Origin of the sequence: Acidovorax sp. YS12, assembly GCA_021496925.1 — a bacterium.
Taxonomy (GTDB): domain Bacteria; phylum Pseudomonadota; class Gammaproteobacteria; order Burkholderiales; family Burkholderiaceae_C; genus Paenacidovorax.
The window spans coordinates 3,720,267-3,734,387 of record CP053915.1; the positions used below are offsets into that span (position 1 = coordinate 3,720,267).

The window sequence follows — 14,121 nt, forward strand, 5'->3', positions numbered from 1 at the left end:
CGCTCCGCTGGGAGCCCGAAGACGGCGCTGCCCCACCCCACCACACGATACGCCCTGGCCGCCTTCCCGCCCGCGCGCGCCCCACCGCCGCCGCAGGCCCGGCGGATGCCCGGCAGCCCCTGGAGGCTGCTGCGACAATCCGCAACCATGACCCAAACCTACATTCTCACCCTGTCCTGCCCCGACCGGCTCGGCCTGGTGCACGCCGTTTCCGGCTTCCTGCTGGAGCACGGCTGCAACATCGAGGAAGCCGCCCAGTACAACGACCACGCCACCGGCCTGTTCTTCATGCGCGTGCAGTTCGCCTGCGCCCAGCACGACGGCCCGGCCCTCAAGGGCCAGCTCGCGCCGTTCGCCGAGGGCTTCCAGATGCGCTGGAGCCTGCACCCGCGCGCCGAGGCCATGCGCACCGTGCTCATGGTCAGCCGCGAAGGCCACTGCCTCAACGACCTGCTGTTCCGCGTCAAGAGCGGGCTGCTGCCGATCGACATCCGCGCCATCATCAGCAACCACCGCGACTTCTACCAGCTCGCCGCCAGCTACAACATTCCCTTCCACCACATCGCGGTGACCAAGGACAACAAGGCCCAGGCCGAAGCCCGGCAATACGAGATCATCGAGGCCGAAGGGGCCGAGCTGGTGGTGCTGGCGCGCTACATGCAAGTGCTGTCCAACGACCTGTGCACCAGGCTGGCGGGCCGGGCGATCAACATCCACCACAGCTTCCTGCCCAGCTTCAAGGGCGCCAAGCCCTACTACCAGGCGCACGACCGGGGCGTGAAGCTCATCGGCGCCACGGCCCACTACGTCACCGCCGACCTCGACGAGGGGCCGATTATCGAACAAGATGTTACACGTGCCGACCATACCGACACGGTGGAGGACCTGACGTCGCGTGGCCGCGACACCGAAAGCCTGGTGCTGGCCCGCGCCGTGAAGTGGCACAGCGAGCACCGCGTGCTGCTCAACGGGCACAAGACCGTGGTCTTCCGCTGAAGGCGGCGCACCGGGTGGTGCTATGAAGAACATAGCTGCTCGCGCTTGATAGGTAAAGGTTCAATGCATAAAAGGCATTGAAACCTTTGCGCAGCAAGCGCCAGCAGCTTTGCTTTCGATAGCGGCCGTTCAGCCGCCCGCGTGCGTCCAGCGGCGGCTCAGCAGGCGCGCCAGCGCATCCAGCGCGAAGCCCAGCACGCCCACGGTGAGGATGCCGGCCGTCAGCTCGTCGTAGGCCAGGCGGTCGCGCGTGTCGAGGATGAAGTAGCCCAGCCCGGCCGACACGCCCAGCATCTCGGCCGGCACCAGCACGATCCAGACGATGCCCAGCGCCAGGCGAAAGCCCGTGAGCACGTGCGCCACGATGCCCGGCAGCACCACGCCGCGCACCGTCTCCCAGCGCGTGGCGCACAGGCTGGCCGCCAGGCGGAGCCAGGCCGCGTCGAGCGCCGCCACGCCGGCGGCGGTGTTCAGCATCACCGGCCAGACGGCGGCGAACGCCAGCAGGAACACCACCGGCGCCTCGCCCACGCCCAGCGCCATCACGGCCAGCGGCATCCACGACAGCGGCGACACCATGCGCAGGAACTGGAACACCGCGCCCGTGGCGCGCGCGAAGCGCGGCGACAGCCCGAGCCACAGCCCCAGCGGCACGCCCAGGGCCAGCGCCAGCCCCAGCGCCAGGGCCACGCGCTGCAGGCTGACGGCCATGTGCGGCCACAGGCTGCCGCCGTGCAGCAGCCGCGCCCAGGCGGCCAGCCCGGCCTGGGGCGAGAACGCCGTGCGGATCGCCTCCACGTCGGAGAGCTGGCGCGCGCCCAGCGCCCACAGCGCCAGGGCCACGGCAAAGCCCAGCAGCGGCCAGCCCAGACGGGCGCCCCAGGCGCGGATGGCGGGCGCGGCCATCAGACGGCGATGGTCTCGGTGCGCGTGAACCCCGCCGGCTGGCCGAACGCCGCCAGCCCGCCGACCTGCGCCAGCGCCGCCTTGACGAAGCGGTCGTCCACCAGGTCGCGCGCGGCGAAGGCCGGATCCAGCCGCTGCAGGAAGGCCGCGTCGCCCTCCACCTGCGTGGTCTGCAGCGCGCGCACCAGCGCCTCGGTGTACGACGGGTAGGGGTAGGGCTGGAAGTCGATGCGCCGCTGCGCCCAGTCCGCGTGCCGCACCACGCCGGAGCGCTCGTAGCCGGCGTAGTCCGACGCCGCCAGCACCTTGGAGAGCACCGGCAGCCCGTGCGGCGTGTACTTGCCCTCGCCGGTGCTGGCCAGCAGCTTGGCGGTTTCGAGCTGGTTGTTGCGCGTCCACAGCTGCGCGCGGACGATGGCGCTGGTCACGCGCTGCGCCCACTCGGGGCGCTCCACGGTGTCGCGCTCGGCCAGCGTCACCAGGCAGCAGGCGTGGTTCTTCCAGACGTCGCCGACGAAGCGCAGCACCTTGCCCGCCTGGAGGTTCTCGGCCGCCGCATTGAACGGCTCGGCCACGATGTAGCCTGCCACCGACCGCGCGGCCAGTGCCGACACCATCTCCGCCGGCGGCAGCACCACCAGGTTCACCTCGCGCGGGCCCAGCGCGGCGCTGCGCGGGCGGCTCACGGGCGTCAGCCCCTGGGCGCGCAGCAGTTGCTGCAGCACGATGTTGTGGATCGAGTACCAGAACGGAATCGCCACCGTCTTGCCGCCCAGCTCGGCCACGCTGCCGATGTCGTTGGCCACCGTGAGCGCCGAGCCGTTGATGTGGTTCCACGCCACCACCTTGGCCGGAAATTTCGACCCATAGCGCACGAACAGCGTGGTGGGCGAGAGCAGGTGCACCACGTTCACCTGGCCCGCGATGAAGGCCTCGACGATCTGCGCCCACGAGCGGAACAGGCGCGGCTTCTCGGTGCGCAGGCCCTCGGCCTCGAACAGCTGGCGCGCATGCGCCACCAGCAGCGGCGTGGCGTCGGTGATGGGCAGGTAGCCGATGCGCACCGGCACGTCGTCGCCATTGAAGGCCTGGGCGCGCGCGTCGCCCGCGCGCAGCAGCGGCACGGCGGCCGCGCCGCCCAGCGCGGCGATGCGCAGCCAGTCGCGCCGCGACATGCCGCAGCCGCACTGGCTGGAGGCGCAGAGGTGCCGGTAGGAAACCCGGTCGCTGGAGGGGGTGGGCATGGGGAACGCGCCTTTCTTTGCTTCTTACGTCGTCGAGGGAATGGCGTGCACGTCGTGCAGCGCCTGCAGGATGTCCAGGTGCAGCGCCGTGGCCGCGGCCGGGTGGGCGTGGCGCGGACGCGCGATGTCCACGCGCCACTCGCGCACCACGCCGGCGGGCTGGCCGGCCACGCCGTCCTGCGGCCCCATGAGGAGGATGCGGTCGGCCACCAGGATGGCTTCGTCGATGTCGTGCGTCACCAGCAGCGCGGCGGTGTGCCAGCGGTGCACCACGTCCACCAGCAGCGCCTGCATGCCGGTGCGGGTGATGGCGTCGAGCGCGGAAAAGGGCTCGTCGGCCAGCAGCAGGCGCGGCTCGCGCGCCAGCGCCCGGGCCAGCGCCACGCGCTGCGCCATGCCGCCCGAGAGCGCCGCCGGGTACAGGTGCGCCTTGCCCGCCAGCCCCACGGCTTCCAGCGCCGCCTGCACGCGGGCCTGCAAGGCGCTGCGCGTGGCGCGCGGCTGGTGCGTGAAGCCGAGCCCGAAGCCGGCGTTGGCCGCCACGTCGAGCCAGGGCAGCAGGCTTGGCTGCTGGAACACCACGGCCGCGCGCGGGTGCGGCGCGGCCAGCGGCGTGCCCAGGAACTCCACCTGCCCCTGCGTCGGCGCCTGCAGCCCGGCCAGCGTGCGCAGCAGCGTGGACTTGCCGCAGCCGCTGCCGCCCAGCAGGGCCACGATCTCGCGCGCGCCGATGTCCAGCGACACGCCGGCGAACACCGGCGCGCCCTGGCCATAGCGGCAGCCCAGGCCGCGCCCGCGCAAGGCCACGGCGTCGGGCGCTGTTGCCTGCGCCGTTGCCTGTGCCGTCACGCCGGGGCCTCCAGCGCCACGCCCGCCTGGGCCAGCGCCGCCTGCAGCTGCGTCAGGCTGGGGGTGATGACGGGGATGAAGGCCGCCTCGCTCCAGCGCCGGCCGAAGTCGGGCGCGCGGTCGCGCAGGTAGGCGCGCCCGCCGGTGGCGAGCAGCTCCAGCTGCAGGGCCTCCTGCACCAGCGCCGCCAGGCGCAGGCGCACCTGGAACAGCGGCACCGGCTGGTGGGCGAATGTGCCTTCTGCCAGCCCCTGCTCCATGGCCTGCACGGCCGCCTGCAGCGCCGCGTGCGCCGCGCGCAGGCGCGGCTCCAGCACCCCGCGCGCCTCGCCCATGTGCGCCGCCGCCGCGTCCAGCGCCGCCTGCGCCAGCCCCACCGACATGCCGCACTGCATCGCCAGGAAATGCGGCCGCGCGGCGCGCAGGAACTGCGGGCCGTCGAGCGCCAGCACGGCATCGTCGGGCACGAAGGCGCGCTCCAGGTCGATGGCCGCGGTGTGGCTGCCGCGCAGCGCCAGCAGGTCCAGGTCGGCGCTGCGGCGCACCCCGGCGCTGGCGCTGTCGAGCGCCACGATGAGCGGGGCGCTGCTGCCCGCCACGCGCGCCGCCGCCGCGACGGCGAAACCGTCCACGTGCAGGTTGGTCACCCAGTGCATGCGCCCGCTGACGTGCCAGCCGCCCGCGCCGCGCTCGGCTTCGAGCTGCAGCGGCTCGATGCACGAGAGGTATTTCATGGCGTTCGACAGGCCCGTGGCCCCGGCCTGGCGCCCGTCCAGCAGCGCCGCCAGCCAGTGCGCGCGCGGGCCCGGGTTCTCGCTTTGCAGCACGAAGTCGATGAAGCAGCGCTGGCCCCACAGCACGAAGGCCGCCGCCAGCGACAGCCGCGCCACCTCGGCGATGGCCTGCGTGGCATCGCGCGCGTCGCCGCCCGCGCCGCCCAGCGCGGCGGGCACACCCACGCGCAGCAGCCCGGCCTGGGCGAGCTGCGCCAGCACCTGCGGGGCCAGGGCGTCGCTGGCGTCGAGCGCGGCGGCGTGCGTGCGCAGCCAGCCGCGCGTGTCCGCCGGCACCCAGCGGTAGGCCAGTCCGGCGCTCATGCGGCGAAGGTGCCGCGGGCGAACGGCAGCAGTTGCGGGTTGATGGCGCTGCCCGCGAGGTTGTTGGCGAAGTTGCACAGCGTGGCCAGGCTCACGCCCAGCACCACCTCCAGCGCCTGCGCGTCGCCGTAGCCGGCGCCGCGCCATGCGGCCAGCGCCGCGTCGGGCACGGCGCCCCGGTGGGCGATGACGGCAGCGGTGAAGGCGGCCACGGCGTCCAGCCGGGCGTCGCCCGTGGGCTGGCCGTGCTGCAGCGCCAGCACCTGGGCTGCGGGCAGCCCGGCCTTGCGGGTGGCCACGGCGGTGTGCCCGGCCACGCAGAAGTCGCAGCCGTGGATGCGCGCCGCCGTGAGCTGCACCACCTCGCGCTCGGCCAGCGGCAGGCTGGCGCGGGCGTTGATGCCGCCGACGGTGAGGTAGGTCTCCAGCGCCACGGGCGCGCCAGCCAGCACGCCGATGAGGTTCGGCAGGAAACCGTTGTTGGCGATGGCGCGCTCCACCAGCGGGCGGCTGGCGGCGGGGGCGTCGTCGGGTGTGTGCAGGGGAAGTCGGCTCATGGTGCGCCATCAGGCAGTGAAGGGATGCGGTCGATTGTGGGCGCCGCCGTGCGCCGGCGGGCGCCCCAGCGTCGCTGGTTTATGCCCGGGCGTCTCTGCTTAGTGGGGCGGTGTGGCACCAGGCTGCGCGCGCTGGCGCTGCCAGGTGCCCGGCTGCAGGCCGGTGGTCTTCTTGAAGGCGCGCGAGAACGCCGCGTACGACAGGTAGCCCACCTGCTCGGCGGCGCGCGCCACGCTTTCGCCGCGCTCGATGCGCTGCGCCGCCACCTGCATGCGCAGCGTGGTCAGGAACTGCCCCGGCGCCTGCCCGCAGGCGCCCTGGAATTCGCGGAAGAAACGCGCGCGCGACATGTGCACCACGGCGGCCATGTCCTGCACGCTCCAGGCCTGGCCCGGCGCGTCGAGCAGGCGCGCCAGCAGCGGCGCCAGCGCCGGGTGGCGCAGCAGCCGCCACAGCCCGGCGGGCACCTCGGCCGCGCGCACGGCGTGGCGCACCACGTAGAAGAACAGCAGGTCGGTCAGCCGCGCCATCACGGGCGAGGTGGCGGCATCGCCGCCCGCGCCGGCCTCGGCCTCGGCCTCGCGCAGCATGCACTCCACCAGGGCGGCGGCCGGGGCGGCGCCGTCGGCGGCGCGCAGCACCAGCACCTCGGGCAGGGCGCGCACCATCATGTGGCTGAGCGCGCCGCTGAACTGGAAGAAGCCGCAGGCCAGCCCGGTGCCCCGTCCGTCCCCGGGAAGCAGGGGCGCCATGGCCTGGGGCGCGCACAGCGCGGCGTCGCCGGCCTGGGCCGTGAGGCTGTGCGGCGTGTCGCCCAGCAGGAACACGCCGTCGCCTGCCGCCAGCGCCACCGGCGCCCGGCCCGGCCGGTGCAGGTGGCACTGGCCCTGCAGCACGATGTGAAAGCCCGCCAGCGCGTGCCCCGCCGTGGAGGCGCGCCAGCGCTCGCCGCAGTAGCGGCCCACGTGGAACACCGTGGTCTGCCACTGCAGGCCGGCGAGCAGGCGGTCGATGGTGCGGTCCAGTTCGGCGGGGGCGATGGCGGTCATGGCGTGCGGCCGGAGCGAAAAGACGAAAAGGGGCCCATGCTCGCCGCCGCCGTCCGGCGCGTGAACTGCTTTGTTCGCATATGCTTTCTCGGATTCCGCCCGCCACTGCCACCCGCCTTGCCATGCCCGCGCTCCCCCACCTGACCACGGCACGCCGCATTCCGCCCATCCAGTGCCTCATCACCTTCGAGGCGCTGGCGCGCCTGCGCAGCGTGACGCAGACGGCCGACGAGCTGTGCGTGACGCCCAGCGCCGTGAGCCACCGCGTCAAGCAGCTCGAACACATCCTGGGCACGCGCCTGTTCGGCCGCAGCGACTTCTCCCTCACGGCCGACGGCAGCGGCTACCTGGGCCAGGTGCGCGAGGGGCTGGCCGCGCTGCAGCGCCTGCCCGGCGCTGCCGTGGCGCCGGGGCGCAAGCGCCTGACGCTGGCCGTCACGCCCACCTTCGCGCGCGCCATCCTGATTCCGCGCCTGCGCCAGTTCACCGAGGCCTACCCCGAGATCGACCTGGCGCTGCAGGTCTCGGTCCCGCTGCTCGACGGCGTGGCCGAGGACGCCGACCTGGTGGTGCGCTTCGGCCCGGGCCACTACGCCGACATGGAGCACGTGGAGCTGGCGCGCGACGTGCTCACGCCCCTGGCGTCGCCCGGCTTCGTGCGCGAATACGGCCCGTTCGAGCGCCCCGGGGATCTGGAGGGCCAGCCCCTGCTGCGCAGCCCGCTGGAGCCCTGGCGCACCTGGTTCGCCGCCGCCGGGCTGGACTGGGGCGAGCCGCGCGAAGGCTCGCAGTTCAACGACGTGGGCCTGATGTGCGACGCCGCGGCCGCCGGCATGGGCGTGGCGCCCGTGCGGCTCAAGCTGGGCGCGCCCTGGCTGGAGCGCGGCACGCTGGTGCGGCTGTTCGACACCGTGGCGGCCAGCCCCTACGCGCACTACCTGTGCTGGAAAACCGGCACCATGGAGCGCTGGGAGTGCGCGGCCTTCGCCGAGTGGCTGCGCCGCGCCATGGTGTGAACACGGTTTTCAATCAAAACAGGCCCCAGCCCTTATCCAGCAAGCGCAAGAAGCTATCAAAACATGAGTAATCCGCCCAGCCCCTCCGAACGCGCCGCGCGCCAGCGCGAGGTCGTCCAGGCCCTCTCGGCCTGCGTGCCGCCGCACGCCCTGCTGTGGCAGGCCGAGGACACCACGCCCTACGAGTGCGACGGCCTCACCGCCTACCGCCAGCGCCCGCTGGTGGTCTGCCTGCCCGAGACCGGGGAGCAGGTGCAGGCCGTGCTGCGCGCCTGCCACCGCCTGCAGGTGCCCGTGGTGGCGCGCGGCGCGGGCACCGGCCTGTCGGGCGGCGCCATGCCGCACGCGCTGGGTGTGACGCTGTCGCTCGCCAAGTTCAACCGCATCCTGCGCGTCGATCCGGCCAGCCGCACCGCCACCGTGCAGTGCGGCGTGCGCAACCTCGCCATCAGCGAGGCCGCCGCCCAGCACGGCCTGTACTACGCGCCCGACCCGAGCAGCCAGATCGCCTGCACCATCGGCGGCAACGTCGCCGAGAACTCGGGCGGCGTGCACTGCCTGAAGTACGGCCTGACGGTGCACAACGTGCTGCGCGTGCGCGGCTACACCATGGAGGGCGAGCCCATCGCGTTCGGCAGCCACGCGCTCGACACGCCGGGCCTGGACCTGCTGGCCGCCGTGATCGGCAGCGAGGGCATGCTGGCCGTGGCCACCGAGGTCACCGTGCGCCTCATCCCCCGGCCGCAGCTGGCGCGCTGCATCATGGCCAGCTTCGACGACGTGCGCAAGGCCGGCGACGCGGTGGCGGCGGTGATCGCCGCGGGCATCATCCCGGCGGGCCTGGAGATGATGGACAAGCCCATGACCGCCGCCGTGGAGGACTTCGTCAAGGCCGGCTACGACCTCGCGGCCGAGGCCATCCTGCTGTGCGAGAGCGACGGCACGCCCGAGGAGGTGGAGGAGGAAATCCAGCGCATGAGCGCGGTGCTGCGCGGCGCGGGCGCCACGGCCATTTCGGTCAGCCAGGGCGAGGAGGAGCGCCTGCGCTTCTGGAGCGGGCGCAAGAACGCCTTCCCGGCCAGCGGCCGCATCAGCCCCGACTACATGTGCATGGATTCGACCATCCCGCGCAAGCGCCTGGCCGACATCCTGCTGGCCATCGCCGCGATGGAGAAGAAATACGGCCTGCGCTGCGTCAACGTGTTCCACGCGGGCGACGGCAACCTGCACCCGCTGATCCTGTTCGATGCCAACGACCCCGACCAGCTGCACCGCTGCGAGCTGTTCGGCGCCGACATCCTGGAGACCAGCGTGGCCATGGGCGGCACCGTGACCGGCGAGCACGGCGTGGGCGTGGAGAAGCTCAACAGCATGTGCACCCAGTTCACCGCCGAGGAGAACGCGCAGATGGCCGCGCTCAAGCAGGCGTTCGACCCCGCCGGGCTGCTCAACCCCGGCAAGGTGGTGCCGACCCTGCACCGCTGCGCCGAATACGGAAAGATGCTGGTGCGCGGCGGCCGCATCGCGCACCCGGACTTGCCACGGTTCTGAGCGAAAAAGGGCTCCAGCGCCTGTCCAGCGTGTGCTGGCAGCTATTTCATTGATAGCGAATCACTGGTCGCGCTGCGGTGTGCGCCGTGCCGCGGCTGCTTCCTGGTGCTCCTGCTCCCGCAGCTCGCGCAGGCGCCGCACGTTGGCCAGCATGGCCTCGCGCTGCGCACGCGTCAGCACCGGCACGCGGAAGGACGCGGGCATGCCGTCTTGCGGCGCGTCCGCCGCGGCGGGCGGCGGCAGGCCGGGGGGAGGAAACGGGGAACGCTGGGACATGTGCGCAACTCCAAGATCGGCTCCCGGACCCGCAACTTCCGCGCGCTGGCGCGCTGCCATGGCCCGGGGAGCATTTCACCAAGAAACGTAACTGTTACGCAATCATACTACGTGACTATTTTCGCGAATCAACCTGCTGTGCCACCGCATCCCTAGTGTGACTGCATGCAGGAAGCAAGAACCCACTTTGCGCAACGGTTACGCGATGCCATGGCCGCGGCGGGCTACGATGCCAAGCCGTCGGTGCTGGAGCGCGAATTCAACACGCGCCACTGGGGCAAGCCGATGACCCTGCACGGCGTGCGCCGCTGGCTGCTGGGCGAGACCATGCCGGACCACAAGAAGCTCGTGACGCTGGCCGAGTGGCTCGGAACCAGCGTGCAGGAGCTGGGCTACGGCGAGCGCGCGGCGGCGCCCCAGGCTGCCCGTTCGCAGCCGCTGTGGCATGCCGGCATGGGCTACCAGGACCGCGAGCTGTTCGAGGTCTACCTGCGCCTGCCCGTGCCCCAGCGCCGCCTGGCGCGCGATGTGATCCTCGCCATCGCGCGCGCCCACGCGGCCGAGGAGGCGGAGCGCAAGGCCCGCTGACGCACGCACCAAAGCACAAAGGCCACCCGCAGGTGGCCTTTGTGCTTTGGGCGATCCGGGCGTGCCGTCAGCCGCGCGGCGCCACCTTGTCCAGCGCGTCGCGCAGGTGCCCCACGGTGCGCTCCACGTTGTGCCATTTCTCCAGGCCGAACAGGCCGATGCGGAAGGTCATGAAGTCCGCGCCCTCGTCGCACTGCAGCGGCACGCCCGAGGCGGTCTGCAGGCCCACGGCGGCGAACTTGCTCGCGTTCTGGATGCCCGGGTCGGTGGTGTAGCTCACCACCACGCCGGGCGCCTTCCAGCCCTCGGCGGCCACGCTGGGAAAGCCGCGCGACTCCAGCAGCGCGCGCACCTGGGCGCCCAGGGCGATCTGTTCGTCGCGCACCTTGGCGAAGCCGTAGGCGCGCGTCTCCAGCATCACGTCGCGCAGGCGCACCAGCGCGTCGGTGGGCATGGTGGTGTGGTAGGCATGCTGGCCTTTTTCGTAACCTTCGGCGATCTGCATCCACTTCTTCAGGTCGCACGAGAAGCTGCTGCTCTGCGTGCCGTCGATGGCTTCACGCGCGCGCGCGCTGAGCATCACCATGGCGCAGCAGGGCGAGCCGCTCCAGCCCTTTTGCGGGGCGGAAATCAGCACGTCCACGCCGGTGGCCTGCATGTCCGCCCACATGGCGCCCGAGGCCACGCAGTCGAGCACGAACAGCGCGCCCACCTCGTGCGCCGCAGCGCTCACGGCGCGCAGGTAGTCGTCGGACAGGAGGATGCCGCTGGCCGTCTCCACGTGCGGCGCGAACACCACCTTCGGCCTTTCGGCGCGGATGGCGGCCGCCACTTCGGCGGCCGGGCAGGGCGCCCAGGGGGCCTGCGGGCCATCGCCCTGCTTGCGCGCCTTGCACACCACGGCGCCGCCACCCAGGCCCTTGTCGGCGTCGAAGATCTGCGTCCAGCGGTAGCTGAACCAGCCGTTGCGCACGATCAGCACCTTCTCGCGGTTGGCGAACTGGCGCGCCACGGCCTCCATGCCGAAGGTGCCGCTGCCGGGCACCAGCACGGCGGTGTGGGCGTGGTAGACCTCCTTGAGCGTGGCCAGGATGTCCTGCATCACGCCGGTGAAGCGCCTGGACATGTGGTTGAGCGCGCGGTCGGTGTAGACCACCGAGAATTCGAGCAGGCCATCGGGATCGATATCGGGCAGGAGTCCAGGCATAGGGGGGTGTTTCCGTCGGTCAAAGGGACCGGGGCATTGTGGCACGCCCCCCCGGGGTGCGGCGGGTGGCGTTGGCTACACTCGTGCGCGAAACCACCATGCCTTCCGCCCCAAGATCTTCCGCCGGCGTGGCGCTGGAGGGGAAGCTCCACCCCCCCAGGCTGGCGCCCGGCAGCATCCCGCGCCACAAGCTGCTGGCCCTGCTGGAGCAGGCGCCGCACTGGCGCGTGCTGCTGCTGCGCGCCCCGGCGGGCTACGGCAAGACCACGCTCATGGGCCAGCTGTTCGCGCAGCTGGCGTGCCAGCCCGGCACCTCGTGCCACTGGCTGACGCTGGACCCGCGCGACGACGACCCGCTGCACCTGCTCACGCACCTGCAGGCCGCCATGGACCGCCATGGGGATGGCGCGGACGGCGCGGCCGATGCGCCCGTGCCCGACCTGGGCCTGTGGCTCAACACGGTGGCGCGCCGCGGCGGCGGCGCGGTGCTGTTCCTGGACGAATTCGAGTCGGTGCGCGGGCAGGCCACGGTGCAGCTCATCCACCAGCTGCTGCGCTTCGCGCCGGCCAACCTGCGCGTGGTCGTGAGCACGCGCCCGCACGCGCGGCTCGCGCTGCACCGCCTCAAGGCCAGCGGCTGGCTGCTGGAGTGGGACGCGCGCCAGCTGCGCTTCGACGACGAGGAAACCCGCGCCCTGCTGCGCCACGGCGACGCCGCGCGCGCGCCCGCCGCCTGGCTGGAGCTGCTGGCCCAGCGCTGCGAGGGCTGGCCCGCCGCGCTGCGCCTGGGCACGCTGGCGCTGCACCACGGCGAGGCGCCGCCGCGCTTCCTCGACACGCTGCACGACGGGGGCTCCGACCTCGCCAGCTACCTGGCCAGCGAAATCCTGGAGCAGCAGCCGCCCGCGCACCGTGACTTCCTGCTCGACACCAGCATCCTGCGCTACCTGCTGCCGCCGCTGTGCGACGCGCTGTGCGAGCGCGGCGGCAGCGCCGCGCTGCTGGAGGACATGGGCCGCCAGCTGCAGTTCCTCACCCCGCTGGGCCCGAGCCAGGGCGGCGCCTGGCGCTGCCACTCGCTGCTGCAGGACTTCCTGCGCAAGCGCCTGGACGCGCTGCACCCCGGCCGCGCCGCGCTGCTGCACCGCAAGGCCGCCGCCTGGCTGGAGGCCGAGGGCCTGCTGATCGAGGCCATCGGCCACGCGCTGGACAGCGGCGACGCGGCCTTCGCCGCCGCGATGGTGGCGCGCGCCGCCCGGCCGCTGGTGCGCAGCGGCCACCTGGCCACGCTGCAGCGCTGGATCGCGCGCCTGCCCGCGCACATCGCCGACGGCCATCCCGGCATCGTGTGGGCCGCCGGGCGCGCCCACACCTACTTCCACCAGTTGGAGGAGGCGCGCGCGCGCCTGCGCCAGCTGCTGGCGCTGTCCACGCAGCAGGACTTCGACCGCCTCACCTGGGAGGACTACCTGGCGCTGGAGGCGCTGCTCGCGGCCGCCGAGGACGACGTGGCGCAGACCATGCAGGTGACGCAGCGCAACCTGCCCCAGGCCCGCGGCGACTATGCGCGCGGCATCATGCTCAACGTGCGCGCGCACGGCGAGATCGCGCAGCACCATTTCGACGCCGCGCTGGCGCTGCTCGACCAGGCCGACCTGCACAACCGCAAGGCCTCCAACCTGTTCGGCCTGTCGGCCGCGCTGGGGCTGCGCGCCGCCATCTGGAGCTCGCGCGGCGCGCTGCAGCGCGCCCTGGCCTGCTACAGCGGCATGGGCACCGACGGCCAGCACGCGCAGCATGCCGCGCTGGGCTCGGGCCTGCGCTGCGAGCTGCTGTACGAGACCGACCAGCTCGACGCCCTGCAGGCCCTGCTGGCGCTGCACGCGCCGCACGCCGACGACTACCTGGCCACCGACCTGGTCATCGGCGCCTACCTGGCGGCGGCGCGGCTGCAGTTTGCGCGCGGCGACGGCGGCGGCGCGCAGGCCATCCTCGACGAGGCGCTGGCGCGCTCGCTGCAGCGGCGCTTTCACCGCCTGGAATTCGCCTGCCGCTGGGAGAAGGTGCGCCTGGCCACGCTGGCGGGCCAGCTCGCGCAGGCGCGCGCGCTGGTGCCCGCCGCCCTGCCTGGGGAGGGCAGCTTTCACTTCGCCACCGACACCGAGGCCTGCGACATCGCATGGCTGCGGCTGCAGGTGCGCGACGGCCAGGCGCGCCAGGCGCTGCCCGCCATCGCGCAGCACGAGCACCAGGCGCGCGCCACGCAGCGCGGCTGGCGCGCGCTGAAGCTGTCGGTCCTGCGCGCCTGCGCGCTCGGCGCGCTGGGCGACGCCCCGGCCGCGCATGCGGCGCTGGCCGCCGCGCTGGCCGAGGGCAGCCGCCACGGCTTCGTGCGCAGCTTCGCCGACGAAGGCGCGCCCGTGCTCGGCCCCATCGCCGCCTGGCTCGCGCCGGGCGCCGCGCTGCCGGCCGGCGTGCCACGCGAGTACGCGCAACAGGTGCTGGCGGCCGGGGCGTTGCCGCCCGCCGCACCGGCCGCCGTGGACGCGGACGAGGGCTTCAGCGCGCGCGAACGCGCACTGCTGCAGGCACTGGCCCAGGGCCAGCAGAACCGGGAGATCGCCAGCCGCCAGGGGCTGGCGGAAAACACGGTCAAGTGGTACCTCAAGCGGCTGTACCTCAAGCTCGACGCGCGCAACCGCGCCCAGGCCATCGCCCAGGCGCGGCGCCTGCGCCTCATCGACTGACGCCTGGGCGACTGCTTGGCGTAGCGACAAACCCTAG

General features: G+C 73.0%; 13 protein-coding genes. 5 read left to right on the top strand and 8 right to left on the bottom strand.

Annotated elements, in window-relative coordinates:
* The first annotated feature begins 147 nt into the window (after nt 1-147).
* Nucleotides 148-996, top strand: a complete 849-nt coding sequence (purU, locus tag YS110_16735) for a formyltetrahydrofolate deformylase (GenBank protein UJB66277.1) — start codon at nt 148-150, stop codon at nt 994-996.
* A gap of 129 nt (nt 997-1,125) precedes the next feature.
* Here the strand turns inward: purU and YS110_16740 are convergent, their stop codons facing one another.
* The 6 genes from YS110_16740 to YS110_16765 form a co-directional block, all read right to left on the bottom strand.
* Nucleotides 1,126-1,902, bottom strand: a complete 777-nt coding sequence (locus tag YS110_16740) for an ABC transporter permease (GenBank protein UJB66278.1) — start codon at nt 1,900-1,902, stop codon at nt 1,126-1,128.
* Complete coding sequence (locus tag YS110_16745) at nt 1,902-3,146, bottom strand: ABC transporter substrate-binding protein (GenBank protein UJB66279.1); 1,245 nt, start codon at nt 3,144-3,146, stop codon at nt 1,902-1,904. Before YS110_16745 ends, YS110_16740 begins: the two co-directional genes overlap by 1 nt.
* A 24-nt stretch (nt 3,147-3,170) precedes the next feature.
* Nucleotides 3,171-3,995, bottom strand: coding sequence for an ABC transporter ATP-binding protein (locus YS110_16750; protein UJB66280.1), 825 nt, complete (start codon nt 3,993-3,995; stop codon nt 3,171-3,173).
* Nucleotides 3,992-5,092, bottom strand: a complete 1,101-nt coding sequence (locus YS110_16755) for an acyl-CoA/acyl-ACP dehydrogenase (protein ID UJB66281.1) — start codon at nt 5,090-5,092, stop codon at nt 3,992-3,994. Before YS110_16755 ends, YS110_16750 begins: the two co-directional genes overlap by 4 nt.
* Nucleotides 5,089-5,649 carry a carboxymuconolactone decarboxylase family protein gene (locus YS110_16760; protein ID UJB66282.1) on the bottom strand — a complete coding sequence of 187 codons (561 nt, stop codon included), beginning with the start codon at nt 5,647-5,649 and terminating at the stop codon, nt 5,089-5,091. Before YS110_16760 ends, YS110_16755 begins: the two co-directional genes overlap by 4 nt.
* 99 nt (nt 5,650-5,748) lie before the next feature.
* A complete protein-coding gene (locus YS110_16765; protein UJB66283.1) occupies nt 5,749-6,699 on the bottom strand; it encodes an AraC family transcriptional regulator in 951 nt (316 codons plus the stop codon).
* Nucleotides 6,700-6,779: 80 nt separating this feature from the next.
* Between YS110_16765 and YS110_16770 the strand changes: the two genes are divergently transcribed.
* Nucleotides 6,780-7,715 carry a LysR family transcriptional regulator gene (locus tag YS110_16770; GenBank protein ID UJB66284.1) on the top strand — a complete coding sequence of 312 codons (936 nt, stop codon included), beginning with the start codon at nt 6,780-6,782 and terminating at the stop codon, nt 7,713-7,715.
* A 63-nt stretch (nt 7,716-7,778) separates the two neighbouring features.
* Entirely contained in the window at nt 7,779-9,266 is a 1,488-nt protein-coding gene (locus tag YS110_16775) for an FAD-binding protein (GenBank protein ID UJB66285.1), read from the top strand.
* Nucleotides 9,267-9,326: 60 nt separating this feature from the next.
* Here YS110_16775 and YS110_16780 read toward each other — a convergent pair whose 3' ends face one another.
* Nucleotides 9,327-9,542: a hypothetical protein gene (locus tag YS110_16780; GenBank protein UJB66286.1), complete on the bottom strand. Its 216-nt coding sequence runs from the start codon at nt 9,540-9,542 to the stop codon at nt 9,327-9,329.
* A gap of 165 nt (nt 9,543-9,707) precedes the next feature.
* On the opposite strand from YS110_16780, the gene YS110_16785 reads away from it, so the two are divergent.
* Nucleotides 9,708-10,130 (top strand): XRE family transcriptional regulator, encoded by a 423-nt coding sequence (locus YS110_16785; GenBank protein ID UJB66287.1) that lies wholly within the window; start codon nt 9,708-9,710, stop codon nt 10,128-10,130.
* A 67-nt stretch (nt 10,131-10,197) separates the two neighbouring features.
* Here YS110_16785 and YS110_16790 read toward each other — a convergent pair whose 3' ends face one another.
* Nucleotides 10,198-11,337, bottom strand: coding sequence for an alanine--glyoxylate aminotransferase family protein (locus YS110_16790; protein UJB66288.1), 1,140 nt, complete (start codon nt 11,335-11,337; stop codon nt 10,198-10,200).
* A gap of 98 nt (nt 11,338-11,435) precedes the next feature.
* Between YS110_16790 and YS110_16795 the strand changes: the two genes are divergently transcribed.
* A complete protein-coding gene (locus tag YS110_16795) occupies nt 11,436-14,084 on the top strand; it encodes a hypothetical protein (GenBank protein UJB66289.1) in 2,649 nt (882 codons plus the stop codon).
* Nucleotides 14,085-14,121: the final 37 nt, after the last annotated feature.

Bases quoted from the DNA above. Each gene is read 5' to 3' on its own strand.
- purU (UJB66277.1), top strand. From the start codon at position 148: ATGACCCAAACCTACATTCTCACCCTGTCCTGCCCCGACCGGCTCGGC.
- YS110_16740 (UJB66278.1), bottom strand. From the start codon at position 1,902: ATGGCCGCGCCCGCCATCCGCGCCTGGGGCGCCCGTCTGGGCTGGCCG.
- YS110_16745 (UJB66279.1), bottom strand. From the start codon at position 3,146: ATGCCCACCCCCTCCAGCGACCGGGTTTCCTACCGGCACCTCTGCGCC.
- YS110_16755 (UJB66281.1), bottom strand. From the start codon at position 5,092: ATGAGCGCCGGACTGGCCTACCGCTGGGTGCCGGCGGACACGCGCGGC.
- YS110_16760 (UJB66282.1), bottom strand. From the start codon at position 5,649: ATGAGCCGACTTCCCCTGCACACACCCGACGACGCCCCCGCCGCCAGC.
- YS110_16765 (UJB66283.1), bottom strand. From the start codon at position 6,699: ATGACCGCCATCGCCCCCGCCGAACTGGACCGCACCATCGACCGCCTG.
- YS110_16770 (UJB66284.1), top strand. From the start codon at position 6,780: ATGCTTTCTCGGATTCCGCCCGCCACTGCCACCCGCCTTGCCATGCCC.
- YS110_16775 (UJB66285.1), top strand. From the start codon at position 7,779: ATGAGTAATCCGCCCAGCCCCTCCGAACGCGCCGCGCGCCAGCGCGAG.
- YS110_16780 (UJB66286.1), bottom strand. From the start codon at position 9,542: ATGTCCCAGCGTTCCCCGTTTCCTCCCCCCGGCCTGCCGCCGCCCGCC.
- YS110_16785 (UJB66287.1), top strand. From the start codon at position 9,708: ATGCAGGAAGCAAGAACCCACTTTGCGCAACGGTTACGCGATGCCATG.
- YS110_16790 (UJB66288.1), bottom strand. From the start codon at position 11,337: ATGCCTGGACTCCTGCCCGATATCGATCCCGATGGCCTGCTCGAATTC.
- YS110_16795 (UJB66289.1), top strand. From the start codon at position 11,436: ATGCCTTCCGCCCCAAGATCTTCCGCCGGCGTGGCGCTGGAGGGGAAG.